Below are 16,342 nucleotides of genomic sequence, written 5' to 3' on the forward strand. Positions count from 1 at the left end.
ATCGTGACGCGGAGCGTCACAGGGTGCATTCCCACGCGGAGCGTGGGAACGATCAGGCCGCGAGCTGGCCGCTGGCAATGGCCGCTGAAGCGGCCACCATCGCGCGCAACAACACCGCACACCCTGCCGCCAGGTCATCCGGCGCGGCATTTTCGATTTCGTTGTGGCTGATGCCGCCTTCACACGGTACAAAGATCATCCCCGCCGGGCCAAGCTCAGCCACGAAAATCGCGTCGTGCCCTGCCCCGCTGACGATGTCCATGTTCGACAAGCCCAAGCCATTGGCGGCATCGCGCACCGCCTCCACGCAGCCTTTGTCGAAGTACAGCGGCGGGAAGTCCGCCGTGGGCTGCATGTCGAAACTCAAGCCATGTTTGGCGCAGGTGTCCTCGATCACCTGACGCACCTGGGCAATCATCGAGTCCAGCCGTGCCGGTTCCAGATGACGAAAATCCAGGGTCATGCGCACCTCACCGGGAATCACGTTGCGCGATCCCGGATACGCTTGCAGGCACCCCACCGTGCCGCATGCATGGGGCTGGTGCGCCAAGGCCGCAGCGTTCACGGCGGCCACCACCGCTGCCGCGCCTACCAGGGCATCCTTGCGCAAGTGCATGGGTGTAGGGCCGGCATGGGCTTCAACACCGCGCAGCTTCAGGTCAAACCACTTTTGCCCGAGGGCGCCGAGCACCACGCCGATGGTTTTGTGTTCATCCTCCAGAATCGGCCCTTGTTCGATATGGGCCTCGAAATACGCGCCGACCTTATGCCCGCTGACCGACCGTGTTCCGGCATAACCAATCGCGTTCAACGCCTCCCCCACGCTGACGCCGTCCGTATCGACCTTGGCCAGAGTATCGGCCAGGGTGAACTTCTCGGCAAACACCCCTGAGCCCATCATGCACGGCGGGAAACGCGAGCCTTCTTCGTTGGTCCATACCACCACTTCCAGCGGCGCCTCGGTTTCCACATTCAGGTCGTTAAGGGTGCGCAGCACTTCCACACCGGCCAGCACGCCGAAGCAACCGTCGAACTTGCCGCCGGTGGGCTGGGTGTCGATATGGCTGCCGGTCATCACCGGTGGCAGGTCGGGATTGCGGCCGGGACGGCGCGCAAAGATATTGCCGATGCCGTCGATGGTCACGGTGCAACCCGCCGCTTCACACCACTGCACGAAGAGATCGCGAGCCTTGCGGTCGAGGTCGGTAAGGGCCAGGCGACACACTCCGCCTTTGGGGGTGGCGCCGAGTTTGGCCAGGTCCATCAGCGACTGCCACAGACGGTCGCGGTTGATGTGCTGATGGGTCGATTGCAGAACGTCGAGGGCAGCGTTCATGGGGGTCTCCTCAGGCTACAGGTTCTTATGAATTAACGCGGTCAACTGTGGGAGCTGGCTTGCCTGCGATAGCGGTGTGTCAGGCGACACGGCTTTAACTGATAGTCCGCTATCGCAGGCAAGCCAGCTCCCACCTGGACCGTGTTTACAACGGGGATTTGGCGGTGAGTGGACTGCTAGCGCGCTTGGCATTGAGCCCGTAATACAAGACCCCGCCCAACGCCGAGCCGGTGAACCAGCCGTAGCTGTAGAACCAGCTGAACGCATCGCTGCCCAGCGACAGCAGCGTCAGCACCACCGGTACGCCAAAGGCGACAAAGCCGCTCCAGTTCCAGGCCGGGTACACGTCGTCGCGGTACAGGCCGGCCAGGTCCAACTGTTGTCTGCGGGTGATGAAATAGTCCACCACCATGATCCCGGCAATCGGCCCCAGCAGGCTTGAATAGCCCAGCAGCCAATTGGAATACACGGTTTCCAGGCTGACGTCCGAGACAATCAGCCCGAGTTTTTTCAGCAGTTCGTGGGCCATCAGCGCCAGCCCTACCAGGCCGGTGAGGATCACCGCCGTAGTGCGGTTGATCAGCTTGGGCGCGATGTTCTGGAAGTCGTTGGTGGGCGAGACGATGTTCGCCGCAGTGTTGGTGGACAAGGTGGCGACGATGATCAGCGCCATGGCGATGGCCACCCACACCGGGCTCTGGATATGACCAATCAGGCTCACCGGATCGGAGACGCTCACCCCCACCAGTTTCACCGAGGCGGCGGTCATGACCACGCCGAGGGCGGCGAACAGGAACATGGTCAGCGGCAAGCCGAAGATCTGCCCCAGAATCTGGTCTTTCTGGCTGTTGGCGTAGCGGCTGAAGTCGGGAATGTTCAGTGACAAGGTGGCCCAGAAGCCCACCATCGCCGTAAGCCCCGCCATGAAGTAACCGGTGAGGCTGGCGCCTTCGGGGCGCTTGGGTGGAATAGCCATGAGCTCGCTGAGGGACACGTTCGGCATCGCCCATACCAGCAGACCAACTCCTACGGCGACCAACAGCGGCGCCGACAAGGTTTCCAGGCGCTTGATCGACTCGGCGCCACGCAGCACTACCCACAGGTTCAAGCACCAGAACAGCATGAAACCGATCACCTCACCGGTACCGCCGAGGGCTTTCCAGCCGTCGAAAATCGAGCCCAGGAACAGGTGGATCGCCAGACCGCCAAACATCGTCTGGATACCAAACCAGCCGCAGGCCACCAGCGCGCGGATCAGGCACGGTACGTTGGAACCGAGGATGCCAAAGGACGAACGCAACAGCACCGGAAACGGAATGCCGTACTTGGTGCCGGGAAACGCGTTGAGGGTCAGCGGGATCAACACCACGATATTGGCCAGCAGGATCGCCATCAGCGCCTCCCCCACCGACAGCCCGAAATACGCCGTGAGCACCCCGCCCAGGGTGTAGGTGGGCACGCAGATCGACATGCCGACCCACAGCGCGGTGATGTGCCATTTGTTCCAGGTGCGCTCGTGCACTTTGGTAGGTGCCATATCGTGGTTGTAGCGAGGGCTGTCGAGGACGTCGGGACCGGCGTCGAGTTCGTACAGGCCGTTGCGCTCGATGACTTGCGATCTGTTCTGTTGCATGGCCGCTCCACGGTTTTTTTAAAATTATTGTTGCTCACCTGCACGCTAGGTTCAGGTGGCCGGAGTACCGCATCAACAACATGACATCCAGGGTTCCGGCCAACTGCCCGTGCACTCAATAACCGTGCCGACACCCCCCTCTGAACCCGCACCGCTTGTATAACTTGCTGATGTTTATCAGCTTTCCAATTGAGCCTGCGCTACTTGCCGCACGCGTCAGGCTAAACAATACGCAAGTTGCCAGAACCTGCAGGTCTCAAACTGGTGCATCACAATTATTTTTATTTCTCGACGCCGTCAAGCGGCATATCTCAAGCGCCTGATTTGCAATAAGAAATATTGAACAGATCAAGAACCTGTCAAGTGCGTCAAAACAGGGTGGGCGTGCTTCATTTTGGTGAAAATAGTATTTTTACCTTATAAATCAATTAGATAAAAACATTAAAGGCTTGATAAAAATCTTCTTGCTCATTCGAAAAACTCGGGCTAGTTTCTATTCCTGTCACCGATGACAGGAATTAACCGACCCTCGGTACGCAGCATTACAACACTTAGAACTGGCACAAGCCGGTCAAGCCTGTGAGGAACTCGACATGTCGCTGTTGATCCGTGGCGCCACCGTTATTACCCATGATGAAAGTTACCGCGCCGATGTGTTATGCGCAGAGGGTCTAATTCGCGCCATTGGCACGAATCTGGATATTCCCGCAGGCTGCGAAATACTCGATGGCAGCGGCCAATACTTGATGCCAGGCGGCATTGACCCCCATACCCATATGCAACTGCCCTTCATGGGCACCGTGGCCAGTGAAGACTTTTTCAGTGGCACGGCGGCAGGCTTGGCCGGTGGTACCACGTCGATCATCGACTTCGTGATTCCCAACCCACAGCAATCGCTGATGGAAGCTTTCCACCAGTGGCGCGGCTGGGCCGAAAAGTCTGCCGCCGACTACGGGTTTCATGTAGCGATCACTTGGTGGAGCGAGCAGGTACGCGAGGAAATGGCCGAGCTGGTCAGCCATCACGGCATCAACAGCTTCAAGCATTTCATGGCCTACAAGAACGCGATCATGGCTGCCGATGACACCTTGGTCGCCAGTTTCGAACGCTGCCTGGAACTCGGCGCGGTGCCCACGGTGCATGCCGAAAATGGCGAGCTGGTGTACCACCTGCAACGCAAGCTGATGGCCCAGGGTATCACCGGGCCGGAAGCCCATCCGCTGTCGCGCCCGTCCCAGGTGGAAGGCGAAGCGGCCAGCCGTGCCATCCGGATTGCCGAGACCATCGGCACGCCGCTGTACCTGGTGCATGTGTCGACAAAGGAAGCCCTGGATGAAATCACTTATGCCCGTGGCAAGGGCCAGGCGGTGTACGGTGAGGTGCTCGCCGGCCACCTGTTGCTCGATGACAGCGTGTACCAGCACCCCGACTGGCAGACCGCCGCCGGCTATGTGATGAGCCCGCCATTCCGCCCACGCGGGCACCAAGAGGCGCTGTGGCACGGCCTGCAAGCGGGCAACCTGCACACCACCGCCACCGATCACTGCTGTTTCTGCGCCGAGCAAAAAGCCGCCGGGCGTGACGACTTCAGCAAGATCCCCAACGGTACCGCCGGCATTGAAGACCGCATGGCGCTGCTGTGGCATGAAGGCGTCAATACCGGGCGTTTGTCGATGCAGGAATTTGTCGCGCTGACCTCCACCAACACCGCGAAGATCTTCAACCTCTACCCGCGCAAAGGCGCGATACGCGTAGGCGCCGATGCCGACCTGGTGCTATGGGACCCCGAGGGCACGCGGACCATTTCCGCCAAGACCCACCATCAGCAGGTGGACTTCAACATCTTCGAAGGCAAGACCGTGCGCGGCGTGCCCAGCCACACCATCAGCCAGGGCAAGCTGGTGTGGGCCGATGGTGACCTGCGCGCCGAGCGAGGGGCCGGGCGGTATGTGCAGCGGCCGGCGTATCCCTCGGTGTTCGAGCAGTTGAGCAAGCGGGCAGCGCTTTGCAAGCCAGTGGCCGTGAACCGCTGAGTCCAAAAAAAGCGGACGCGGAGCGTCCAGTGAGGCTTTCCCACGCAGAGCGTGGGAACGATCGCCCATCAGAGGCAGCACCTCAATAACCGTGAGGCCAACACCGTGATCCAGACCCTGACCCACCTCCCCCACCCCCGCGAAGACGGGGCCACCCTCGCCAGCCAGTTCACCGACCTGGCACCGCCCCTCAACGCCCGCCAGGCCCAACTGGAAGCCTCGTGCTGCCTGTACTGCTACGACGCGCCTTGTGTGAATGCGTGCCCCAGCGAGATCGACATCCCTTCGTTCATTCGCAATATCCACACCGAGAACGTGCAAGGGGCCGCGCAGAAAATCCTCTCGGCCAACATCCTCGGTGGCAGTTGCGCACGGGTGTGCCCGACGGAAATCCTCTGCCAGCAAGCCTGCGTACGCAATAACGCCGAAGAATGCGCCCCCGTGCTGATCGGCCTGTTGCAACGCTATGCCATCGACAACGCGCACTTCAGCGAACACCCGTTCCAACGCGCCGCGCCCACTGGCAAGCGCATCGCCGTGGTCGGTGCCGGGCCTGCCGGTTTGGCCTGCGCTCACCGCGCCGCCTTGCACGGTCATGACGTGGTGATTTTCGAAGCGCGGGAAAAAGCCGGCGGACTGAATGAATACGGAATCGCCAAATACAAACTGGTGGACGACTTCGCCCAGAAGGAACTGGATTTCCTCCTGCAGATTGGCGGCATCGAGGTTCGCCACGGCCAGCGCCTGGGCGACAACCTGACCTTGAGCGAACTGCACCAGCAATTCGATTCGGTGTTCCTCGGCCTGGGTCTCGCTGCCAGCAAACAGCTGGGCCTGCCCTTTGAGGACGCCCCCGGCCTGCTCGCCGCCACCGACTATATCCACGAACTGCGCCAGGCCGATGACCTCAGCCAACTGCCCCTGGCCGACCGCTGCATCGTGCTCGGCGCCGGCAACACCGCCATCGACATGGCCGTGCAGATGGCCCGCCTCGGTGCCCGCGATGTCAACCTGGTATACCGCCGTGGCCTGGCCGACATGGGCGCAACCCACCACGAACAGGACATCGCCAAGGCCAATCAAGTACGGCTGTTGACCTGGGCGCAACCCGACGAGGTCCTGCTCGATGACCAAGGCCGCGTACGCGGCATGCGCTTTGCCCGCACCTGCCTGGAAAACGGTCGCCTGCTGCCTACCGGGGAAACCTTCGAACTGGCCGCCGACGCGATCTTCAAGGCGATCGGGCAAGGCTTCGACAACGACGCCCTGCACGATCCGCTGGCCCAGCAACTGCATCGCGTCGGCGAGCGCATCTTCGTCGATGAGCAACTGCGCACCAGCATCCCAGGGGTGTATGCCGGCGGCGATTGCGTCAGCCTCGGCCAGGACCTCACCGTTCAGGCGGTACAACATGGCAAGCGGGCCGCCGAAGCCATGCATGCCCAACTCATGCTGACTGTGGAGGCTGCGTAATGGCCGATCTCTCGATTGTATTCGCCGGTATCAAAGCGCCCAATCCGTTCTGGCTGGCCTCCGCGCCGCCCACCGACAAAGCCTACAACGTGGTGCGCGCCTTCGAGGCCGGCTGGGGTGGCGTCGTGTGGAAAACCCTGGGGGAAGACCCGGCGGCGGTGAACGTGTCGTCGCGTTACTCCGCGCACTATGGCGCCAACCGCGAAGTGCTGGGCATCAACAATATCGAACTGATCACCGACCGTTCCCTGGAGATCAACCTACGGGAAATCACCCAGGTGAAAAAGGACTGGCCGGACCGCGCACTGATCGTCTCGCTCATGGTGCCTTGTGTCGAAGCGTCCTGGAAAAACATCCTGCCCTTGGTGGAGGCGACCGGCTGCGACGGCATCGAACTGAACTTCGGCTGCCCTCATGGCATGCCCGAACGGGGCATGGGCGCCGCCGTCGGCCAGGTGCCGGAGTACGTGGAGCAAGTGACGCGCTGGTGCAAGACGTATTGTTCGCTGCCGGTGATCGTCAAGCTCACGCCGAACATCACCGACATCCGCGTGGCGGCGCGGGCGGCCTATCGCGGCGGCGCCGATGCGGTGTCGCTGATCAACACCATCAACTCCATCACCAGCGTGGACCTGGAGCGCATGGTCGCCCTGCCAGTGGTCGGTACCCAGAGCACCCATGGTGGTTACTGCGGCTCGGCGGTCAAGCCGATTGCGTTGAACATGGTCGCCGAAATCGCCCGTGACCCACAGACCAACGGCCTGCCGATCTGCGGCATCGGCGGTATCGGCACCTGGCGCGACGCCGCGGAATTCGTCGCCCTGGGCTGCGGCGCGGTGCAGGTGTGCACGGCGGCGATGCTGCATGGGTTTCGCATCGTTGAAGAAATGAAGGATGGCTTGTCGCGCTGGATGGACACCCAAGGCCATGCCAACCTGCAGGCGTTTTCCGGGCGGGCGGTGGGCAATACCACAGACTGGAAGTACCTGGACATCAACTACCAGGTCATCGCCAAGATTGATCAAGCGGCGTGCATTGGCTGTGGGCGTTGTCATATTGCCTGCGAGGACACCTCGCACCAGGCCATTGCCAGCTTGAAGCAGGCCGATGGCACGCATCTGTATGAGGTGATCGACGATGAGTGCGTGGGCTGCAACCTGTGCCAGATCACCTGCCCGGTGGCCGACTGCATCGAGATGGTGCCGATCGATACCGGCAAGCCGTTTTTGAACTGGACGCAGGACCCGCGCAATCCTTACCGGGAGGCCGTGTAACCCTAGCCCCTCGTTCCCACGCTCCGCGTGGGAACGCATCCTGTGACGCTCCGCGTCACGCTGGCAAGAGCGGACGCGGAGCGTCGAGGGTGGCATTCCCACGCGGAGCGTGGGAACGATCAGCTCAAGGCTCCAACCCAATCCCGCGCAAAATCACACCGGTCACGGTCTGAATGGCCTTCTCGAACTGCCTGTCCGACAACGGCTGGTGATCATTCAGAATCTTCACCTGGTGATCGAAGTCGGCGTAGTGCTGGGTCGAGGCCCAGATCATGTACAGCAAGCTCGAGGGCTCCACCGGCAGGATGCGTTTGTCTTGCACCCATTGGCGAATCTTCGCTTCCTTCATCTTGGCCCAGTCGTACAGGCTTTCATCCAGGGCCTCGCCGAGTGTGGGCGCGCCGTGAATGATTTCATTGGCCCAGACCTTGGAGCCATATGGGCGCGTGCGCGAGCGCTGCATCTTGGCGCGGATGTAGCTGCTGAGCACCACCCGAGGGTCGTCGAAGGTTTCAAAGCTCAGGGCGTCCTGCTTCCACAACTCCAGCAGGTCGAACAGCACCGCGCTGTACAGCTCGCTTTTGGTGGTGAAGTAGTAATGCAGGTTGGAGCGCGGCAGTTGCGCTTCTTCGGCGATGTCGGCCATGGCGGTGCTGCCATAGCCTTTGTTGGCGAAGACCTTCTCCGCCGCCAGCAGGATTTTCTCGACGTTGACCCGACGAATTCCGATCTTGTGATTGCCCATAAGGGCTCCCTGACAACAACACGGCCTAAAGACTACCACCGGCTCTAGATCGGGGCGACAGGCCAAGCCGAAACTTCGTACACTGCCGGCTCCTATCCTCTGATCGGTATTGAACAATGTTGCTCAAGAAGTCCCTGACCGCTGCTGTCCTGTTCACTGCCCTGCTGGGCGCCTCCACGGCGTTTGCCCACGCCCACCTCAAGAGCGCGGAGCCTGCGGCTGACAGCAAAGTCGCCGCACCCAAAGACCTGCGCCTGACCTTCAGCGAAGGCGTCGAAGCCACCTTCACCAAGGTCTCCCTGAGCAAGGACGGCACCGAAATCGCCATCAAGGGCCTGGAAACTCCGGACGCCGACAAGAAGACACTGGTGGTCACGCCTGCCGCTGCGCTGGCAAACGGCACCTATAAAGTCGAATGGCATGCAGTGTCCGTCGACACTCACAAAAGCGAAGGCACTTACAGCTTCAAGGTCGGCCAATAACCCATGGCAACCCTGCTGGTGCTGTGCCGCTTCCTGCACTTTTGCGTCGTGTTGCTAATGTTCGGGGCCTGGGTATTCAGGCCCTGGCTGCTCGGCGCTCATGTGCAGCCGACACTGGACCGGCAATTGCTGCGCATCACCCGTGGCCTGGCCGGCTTGGGGCTGTTCACCGGGGTTGTGTGGTTGCTGTTGATCACCGCCAGCATGGCCGGCAGTTGGGATTCGGCGCTGCAACCGGCCACGGTGCAGTTGGTGCTGGGCAAGACCTTTTTTGGCCAGGTATGGGCCTGGCATCTGCTGCTGAACCTGCTGCTGGTGATCGTGCTGATCAAGCCCTGGCCGGCCTTGCGCTTGCCGCTGCTCGCCCTGCTGCTGGCGACCCTGGCCCCCGTAGGCCATGGCGCCATGCTCGACGGGCTGAGTGGGCGGTTGCTGATCCTTAACCAGGTAGTGCACCTGCTGTGCGTTGGGGCCTGGCTCGGTGGGTTGCTGGTGTTGGTGCTGATCCTCCGGCAGGCGCAAGACCACCACCTGGAGCCGATTCTGCGTCGCTTCAGTGGTGTGGGATATGGCTTGGTCGGCGGCCTGCTGGTAACCGGTCTGATCAACGTGCGCGTGCTCACCGGGCAACTGTGGCCCACGCCGCTGTTCGAGGGCTTCGCCTTGATCCTGCTGATCAAGGTGGGGCTGGTGCTGGGCATGCTGGGGTTGGCGCTGTTGAACCGGTTGCGTATCAAGCGCTGCGAACAACGCCTGGGCAGTTTGAGAGCCAGTGTGATGATGGAGTGGCTGTTGGGCGTTGCAGCAGTGGCTGCGGTTTCCCTGCTTGGCACCCTGCCGCCGATGGTCATGGCTGGCTGAAACCTGCGTTGCAATGCAATCCATGTAGGAGCGAGCTTGCTCGCGAAAAACTCACAGACGCCGCGTTCATTCAGGAAGCACGCGTTATCGTTGACGTTTTCGCGAGCAAGCTCGCTCCTACAGGGGGCGACCGTGCCGCTGCGTTGAATCGTTTCACCCAAGTCATCGTATAACTTCTGCTTGACATGCCCTCAAAACCTCGCAAATATCGCGCTCAATGTTGTACGACAACGTATGACAAATAATAAAAACAACAAAACAAAGGGAGCCTCACTGTGAGTCAATCCGCCCGTCATTCCTGCACTCGCCTGGGCCTTCTCGGTCTCGGCAGCCTGGCCGTCACTCTGCCGCTGGGTGCCAACGCCGAAGGCTTTATCGACGACGCCAAGGCCACGCTCAACCTGCGTAATGCCTACTTCAATCGCAACTTCACCAACCCGACCAACCCCCAGGGCAAGGCCGAAGAGTGGACGCAGAATTTTATCCTTGATGCCAAGTCCGGCTTTACCCAGGGCACGGTCGGTTTCGGGATTGACGTGCTGGGCCTGTATTCGCAAAAGCTTGATGGCGGCAAAGGCACCGCCGGTACCCAACTGTTGCCGGTGCATGACGATGGCCGCCCCGCCGACAATTTCGGGCGTCTGGGTGTCGCGCTGAAAACCAGGCTGTCGAAGACCGAGTTGAAGGTTGGCGAATGGATGCCGGTGCTGCCGATCTTGCGTTCCGATGATGGCCGCTCCCTGCCCCAGACCTTTCGTGGCGGCCAGGTCACCTCCAATGAAATCGCCGGCCTGACGCTCTACGGTGGCCAGTTTCGGGGCAACAGCCCACGCAACGACGCGAGCATGGAAGACATGTTCATGAACGGTAAAGCCGCGTTCACTTCGGACCGTTTCAACTTCGGCGGCGGCGAATACACTTTCAACGACAAACGTACCCAGGTCGGCCTGTGGTACGCCGAACTGACTGATATCTACCAACAGCAGTACCTCAACCTCACCCACAGCCAGCCGCTGGGAGACTGGACCCTGGGCGCCAACCTCGGGTTCTTCAACGGCAAGGAAGACGGCAGCGCCCTGGCCGGCGACCTCGATAACAAGACCCTGTTCGCCCTGCTCTCGGCCAGATACAACGGCCATACCTTCTATGTTGGCCTGCAAAAACTCAGCGGCGACAGCGCCTGGATGCGCATCAACGGCACCAGCGGCGGCACTCTGGCCAACGACAGCTACAACGCCAGCTACGACAACGCCAAGGAAAAGTCCTGGCAGGTGCGCCACGACTTCAACTTTGTGGTGCTCGGCGTTCCGGGGCTGACCCTGATGAACCGCTATATCAGCGGCAGCAATGTACACACCGGGGCGATCACCGACGGCAAGGAGTGGGGGCGTGAGTCGGAGTTGGCCTACACGGTGCAGAGCGGTGCGCTGAAGAACCTCAATGTGAAGTGGCGCAACTCGACCATGCGTCGGGATTTCAGCAATAACGAGTTCGATGAGAACCGGATTTTTATCAGCTATCCGATTTCGTTGTTGTAGTTCCAAAGGCAAATCCGATCTCTAAGGTGCCACCTATCCATGTGGGAGCTGGCTTGCCTGCGATAGCGGTGGGTCAGTTACCACATCCTTTTCAGACTCACCGCTATCGCAGGCAAGCCAGCTCCCACCTTTGATCTCATGTGCCTGGAAGGACGTTGACAACACCAGGAATCCCTAACACTATTTCCCCATAGTCATACGACAACCTACAACAAAAATCTGGAAGGCCCATGACCACCACCACCCCCGCTCCCTTCAACCGTCTGTTGCTCACTGGTGCCGCCGGCGGCCTGGGCAAGGTCCTGCGTGAACGCATGCGTCCTTATGCCCAGGTGCTGCGCCTTTCGGATATCGCTGAAATGGCCCCCGCCACTGACGCTCGCGAAGAGGTACACATCTGCGACCTGGCCGACAAACACGCCGTGCATCAGTTGGTAGAGGGCGTCGACGCCATCCTGCACTTTGGCGGCGTTTCGGTGGAGCGCTCGTTCGAAGAGGTGCTGGGCGCGAACATCAGCGGCATTTTCCATATCTACGAAGCGGCCCGCCGCCACGGGGTCAAGCGGGTGATCTTCGCCAGTTCCAATCACGTGATTGGTTTCTACAAACAGGGCGTGCAACTCGACGCCCATTCCCCGCGCCGCCCGGACAGTTACTACGGCCTGTCCAAGTCCTACGGCGAAGACATGGCCAGTTTCTACTTCGACCGTTATGGCATCGAGACCGTGAGCATCCGTATCGGCTCTTCGTTCCCGCAACCGCAGAACCGCCGGATGATGCACACCTGGCTGAGTTTCGACGACCTGACCCAACTGCTCGAACGCGCGCTGTACACGCCCAACGTCGGCCATACCGTGGTGTACGGCATGTCGGCCAACCTCGACACCTGGTGGGACAACCGCTACGCCGCGCACCTGGGCTTTGCCCCCAAAGACAGCTCCGAAGTGTTCCGCGCCCAGGTCGAAACCCAACCGCCCGTGGCCGCCGATGACCCGGCCAAGGTCTACCAGGGCGGTGCGTTCTGCGCGGCGGGGCCGTTCGGTGACTGAGTGCCCCGCAACCCAAGGGAATGACCATGACTGCTGAACTGATTGTCGATGCCCGCAATGCGGTGGGCGAATGCCCGGTGTGGGTGCCCGAAGAAAACGCCCTGTATTGGGTAGATATCCCCAACGGCGGCCTGCAACGCTGGAACGCCGCCACCGGCCATCTGGCGGCGTGGAAAGCCCCAGAGATGCTCGCCTGTATTGCGCGCACCCAGGCAGGCAATTGGGTCGCTGGCATGCAAACCGGCTTCTTCCAACTCACGCCCCACAACGACGGCAGCCTCGACACCGTGCCGCTGGCCAGCATCGAGCATTCACGCAAGGACATGCGTTTGAACGATGGCCGCTGCGATCGCCAGGGCCGTTTCTGGGCCGGCAGCATGGTGCTGGACATGGGCTTGAACGCCGCCGAGGGCGTCCTTTATCGCTATGGGTCCGGGGCTGCGCCCCACGCGCTACTGGAGGGGTTCATCACCCTCAACGGCCTGGCTTTCAGCCCCGATGGTCGCACGATGTACGCTTCCGATTCGCACCCGAAGGTACAAAAGGTCTGGGCGTTCGACTACGACATCGAGACCGGCACGCCGTCCAATCGCCGCCTGTTCATTGATATGAACGACTTCCCCGGACGTCCCGACGGTGCAGCGGTGGACGCCGAGGGCGGTTACTGGATCTGCGCCAACGACGCCGGGTTGGTCCACCGTTTCACCCCCGACGGTCGCCTGGACCGCTCCCTGAGCGTGCCCGTGAAAAAACCCACCATGTGCGCCTTCGGTGGCAGCCGCCTGGACACTCTGTACGTCACCTCCATCCGCGACGACCCGAGTGAACAGTCGCTGTCTGGTGGCGTGTTCGCCCTCAACCCCGGCGTCCAAGGACTGCCCGAACCCCGCTTCATCGTTTAATCGCTGTGCCTTGAATACAACAATAACAAGACAGGAGTGACTTCCATGGACTTCAAACGCACCTTGCTCGCCGCTGCAATCTTCACCCTCAGCAGCGCAGCCCACGCGCTGGAAATCAAGTTCGCCGACATCCACCCCGCTGGCTACCCCACCGTTGTCGCAGAAGAAAACATGGGCAAGGCCCTGACCAAGGCGAGCAACGGCGAGCTGACCTTCAAGTATTTCCCCGGCGGTGTGCTGGGCTCCGAGAAGGAAGTGGTCGAACAGGCCCAGGTCGGCGCCGTGCAAATGACCCGCGTCAGCCTCGGCATCGTCGGCCCGGTGGTGCCGGACGTGAACGTGTTCAACCTGCCGTTCGTATTCCGCGACCAGGCGCATATGCGCAAGGTCATCGATGGCGAGATTGGCGACGAGATCCTCGCCAAGATCACCAACTCCGAGTTCGGCCTGGTGGCCCTGGCCTGGATGGATGGCGGCACGCGCAATCTCTATACCAAGAAACCGGTGCGCAAGATCGAAGACCTCAAGGGCATGAAGATCCGCGTGCAAGGCAACCCGATTTTCATCGAAGCCTTCAACGCCATGGGCGCCAACGGCATTGCCATGGACACCGGCGAGATCTTCAGCGCCCTGCAGACCGGGGTCATCGACGGCGCGGAAAACAACCCGCCGACCTTGCTGGAACACAACCACTTCCAGAACGCCAAGTACTACACCCTCACCGAACACCTGATCCTGCCTGAACCCATCGTGATGTCGAAAATCACCTGGAACAAGCTCGACCCCGCCCAGCAGAACATGGTCAAGGCCGCCGCCAAGGCCGCCCAGGCTGATGAGCGCGTGCTCTGGGACGCCAAGTCCGCCAGCAGTGAAGAGAAACTCAAGAAGGCCGGCGTGGAGTTCATCACTGTCGACAAAAAGCCCTTCTATGAGGCCACTGCGGCGGTGCGTGCCAAATACGGTGCGCCGTATGCGGACATGATCAAGCGCATCGACGCGGTTCAATAACCTCCCCTGCCCCTGCATAAGGCCCGGCGCGGTCGGCATCGACGCGCCCGGTCACGGTGAACGCCATGAAGACTTTACTGCTGCGCTTCAATGACCGCCTTTACATGACCTGCATCTGGGTAGCCGGTCTTTCCGTCCTGGGGGTCGCCTTGATCATTCCCTGGGGTATCTTCACCCGCTACGCCCTCGGCACCGGTTCCAGCTGGCCGGAGCCCACCGCCATCCTGCTGATGCTGGTGTTCACCTTTATCGGCGCCGCTGCCAGTTATCGTGCCGGTGCGCACATGTCGGTAGCGATGATCACTGACCGCTTGCCGCCTGTCCAACGCCGCCTCGTCGGCATCCTCTCGCAACTGCTGATGGGCACCATCTGCGTGTTCATGACGATTTGGGGCACCAAGCTGTGCCTGTCCACCTGGAACCAATTCATGAGCGCCATCCCTACCCTGCGCGTAGGCATCACCTATATGCCGATCCCGATTGGCGGCGTGCTGACCCTGGTGTTCGTGGTCGAAAAGCTGCTGCTCGGTGATCAGAGCAACCGCAAGGTGGTGCGTTTCGATCTGGTTGAAGAAAACGAAGGGGCCGCCTGATATGGACGCATTGATTCTGTTGGGCAGCTTTGTTGTATTGATTCTGATCGGCATGCCGGTGGCCTATGCATTGGGGCTGTCGGCACTGATTGGCGCGTGGTGGATCGACATCCCGTTCCAGGCCCTGATGATTCAGATTGCCGGTGGGGTGAACAAGTTTTCGCTGATGGCGATTCCGTTCTTCGTGCTGGCCGGGGCGATCATGGCCGAGGGCGGTATGTCGCGGCGCCTGGTGGCCTTTGCCGGGGTGCTGGTGGGCTTTGTGCGTGGCGGGTTGTCCCTGGTCAACATCATGGCTTCGACGTTTTTTGGCGCGATTTCCGGCTCATCCGTGGCCGATACCGCCTCGGTCGGCTCGGTGCTGATTCCGGAAATGGAACGGCGGGGTTATCCGCGCGAATTCGCCACCGCCGTGACCGTCAGCGGTTCGGTGCAGGCGCTGCTGACGCCGCCCAGCCATAACTCGGTGCTGTACTCCCTGGCGGCAGGCGGTACCGTCTCCATCGCCTCGCTGTTCATGGCCGGTGTGGTGCCAGGCCTGTTAATGAGCGCGTGCCTGATGGTGCTCTGCCTGATCTTCGCGAAAAAGCGCGACTACCCCAAAGGCGAAGTCATCCCCTTGAAGCAGGCGCTGAAGATCGCCGCCGATGCGCTCTGGGGCTTGATGGCCATGGTGATCATCCTGGGCGGCATCCTCTCGGGCATCTTCACCGCCACCGAGTCGGCGGCGATTGCGGTGTTGTGGGCATTCTTCGTGACCATGTTCATCTACCGCGACTACAAATGGCGCGAGCTGCCCAAGCTGATGCATCGCACGGTGCGCACCATTTCCATCGTGATGATCCTGATCGCCTTCGCCGCCAGCTTCGGCTACATCATGACCCTGATGCAGATCCCGGCGAAGATCACCACGCTGTTCCTGACCCTGTCGGACAACCGCTACGTGATCCTGATGTGCATCAACGTCATGCTGTTGTTGCTCGGCACGGTGATGGACATGGCGCCGCTGATTCTTATCCTCACGCCTATCCTGATGCCGGTGATCCTGGGCATCGGCGTCGACCCGGTCCACTTCGGCATGATCATGCTGGTGAACCTGGGCATCGGCCTGATTACCCCGCCGGTGGGCGCGGTGCTGTTTGTCGGCGCGGCGGTGGGCAAGACCAGCATCGAGAAAACCGTAAAGGCCCTGCTGCCGTTTTATGCGGTGTTGTTCCTGGTGCTGATTGCGGTGACCTACGTTCCGGCGTTGTCGCTGTGGTTGCCCCACTTGGTGCTGTAAAGGCAAACCAATGTGGGAGCTGGCTTGCCTGCGATAGCGATCTGTCAGTGAACGCATTCGTGACTGATACACCGCTATCGCAGGCAAGCCAGCTCCCACAGTTGAATCCTCAGTGTTTGTTTTGACTTCACTA

The 16,342-nt window shown here is 60.9% G+C and carries 14 protein-coding genes; 11 read left to right on the plus strand and 3 right to left on the minus strand.

The window, feature by feature from the left end; translation table 11 throughout:
* Nucleotides 1-52 precede the first annotated feature (52 nt).
* Together APH41_RS03225 and APH41_RS03230 are read right to left on the minus strand one after the other, a co-directional pair.
* The gene (locus APH41_RS03225) at nucleotides 53-1,336 is read right to left on the minus strand and encodes a Zn-dependent hydrolase (RefSeq protein ID WP_054917386.1); all 1,284 of its coding nucleotides are present in this window, start codon (nucleotides 1,334-1,336) and stop codon (nucleotides 53-55) included.
* 145 nt (nucleotides 1,337-1,481) lie between these two features.
* Complete coding sequence (locus APH41_RS03230) at nucleotides 1,482-2,969, minus strand: NCS1 family nucleobase:cation symporter-1 (protein WP_054898257.1); 1,488 nt, start codon at nucleotides 2,967-2,969, stop codon at nucleotides 1,482-1,484.
* Nucleotides 2,970-3,562: 593 nt separating this feature from the next.
* Here APH41_RS03230 and hydA point away from each other — a divergent pair.
* The 3 genes from hydA (at nucleotide 3,563) to preA (ending at nucleotide 7,749) form a co-directional block, all read left to right on the plus strand.
* On the plus strand, nucleotides 3,563-5,002 hold the full coding sequence (gene hydA / locus APH41_RS03235; RefSeq protein WP_034127957.1) for a dihydropyrimidinase: 1,440 nt from the start codon (nucleotides 3,563-3,565) through the stop codon (nucleotides 5,000-5,002).
* Nucleotides 5,003-5,107: 105 nt separating this feature from the next.
* Nucleotides 5,108-6,475 (plus strand): NAD(P)-dependent oxidoreductase, encoded by a 1,368-nt coding sequence (locus APH41_RS03240; protein WP_054917429.1) that lies wholly within the window; start codon nucleotides 5,108-5,110, stop codon nucleotides 6,473-6,475.
* Nucleotides 6,475-7,749 carry an NAD-dependent dihydropyrimidine dehydrogenase subunit PreA gene (gene preA, locus APH41_RS03245; protein ID WP_054917387.1) on the plus strand — a complete coding sequence of 425 codons (1,275 nt, stop codon included), beginning with the start codon at nucleotides 6,475-6,477 and terminating at the stop codon, nucleotides 7,747-7,749. Before APH41_RS03240 ends, preA begins: the two co-directional genes overlap by 1 nt.
* 124 nt (nucleotides 7,750-7,873) lie before the next feature.
* Here the strand turns inward: preA and APH41_RS03250 are convergent, their stop codons facing one another.
* On the minus strand, nucleotides 7,874-8,494 hold the full coding sequence (locus APH41_RS03250; RefSeq protein WP_014719000.1) for a TetR/AcrR family transcriptional regulator: 621 nt from the start codon (nucleotides 8,492-8,494) through the stop codon (nucleotides 7,874-7,876).
* A gap of 116 nt (nucleotides 8,495-8,610) precedes the next feature.
* Between APH41_RS03250 and copC the strand changes: the two genes are divergently transcribed.
* From copC to APH41_RS03290, 8 genes are all read left to right on the plus strand, one after another.
* Nucleotides 8,611-8,976: a copper homeostasis periplasmic binding protein CopC gene (gene copC / locus APH41_RS03255; protein ID WP_034127959.1), complete on the plus strand. Its 366-nt coding sequence runs from the start codon at nucleotides 8,611-8,613 to the stop codon at nucleotides 8,974-8,976.
* Between the two features lie 3 nt (nucleotides 8,977-8,979).
* Nucleotides 8,980-9,837 carry a copper homeostasis membrane protein CopD gene (copD, locus tag APH41_RS03260; protein WP_054917390.1) on the plus strand — a complete coding sequence of 286 codons (858 nt, stop codon included), beginning with the start codon at nucleotides 8,980-8,982 and terminating at the stop codon, nucleotides 9,835-9,837.
* A 275-nt stretch (nucleotides 9,838-10,112) separates the two neighbouring features.
* Entirely contained in the window at nucleotides 10,113-11,375 is a 1,263-nt protein-coding gene (locus tag APH41_RS03265) for an OprD family porin (protein WP_034127961.1), read from the plus strand.
* A gap of 230 nt (nucleotides 11,376-11,605) precedes the next feature.
* A complete protein-coding gene (locus APH41_RS03270) occupies nucleotides 11,606-12,424 on the plus strand; it encodes an NAD(P)-dependent oxidoreductase (RefSeq protein WP_054917392.1) in 819 nt (272 codons plus the stop codon).
* Nucleotides 12,425-12,450: 26 nt separating this feature from the next.
* A complete protein-coding gene (locus tag APH41_RS03275) occupies nucleotides 12,451-13,326 on the plus strand; it encodes an SMP-30/gluconolactonase/LRE family protein (RefSeq protein ID WP_054917394.1) in 876 nt (291 codons plus the stop codon).
* Nucleotides 13,327-13,371: 45 nt separating this feature from the next.
* Nucleotides 13,372-14,334, plus strand: a complete 963-nt coding sequence (locus tag APH41_RS03280; RefSeq protein WP_054917396.1) for a TRAP transporter substrate-binding protein — start codon at nucleotides 13,372-13,374, stop codon at nucleotides 14,332-14,334.
* 65 nt (nucleotides 14,335-14,399) lie between these two features.
* Complete coding sequence (locus tag APH41_RS03285) at nucleotides 14,400-14,927, plus strand: TRAP transporter small permease (RefSeq protein ID WP_054898249.1); 528 nt, start codon at nucleotides 14,400-14,402, stop codon at nucleotides 14,925-14,927.
* Between the two features lies 1 nt (nucleotide 14,928).
* Nucleotides 14,929-16,209 carry a TRAP transporter large permease gene (locus APH41_RS03290; protein ID WP_032903436.1) on the plus strand — a complete coding sequence of 427 codons (1,281 nt, stop codon included), beginning with the start codon at nucleotides 14,929-14,931 and terminating at the stop codon, nucleotides 16,207-16,209.
* Nucleotides 16,210-16,342 lie beyond the last annotated feature (133 nt).

It is taken from the genome of Pseudomonas sp. NBRC 111138 (genome assembly GCF_001320835.1).
Classification (GTDB): Bacteria; Pseudomonadota; Gammaproteobacteria; order Pseudomonadales; family Pseudomonadaceae; genus Aquipseudomonas; species Aquipseudomonas paracarnis.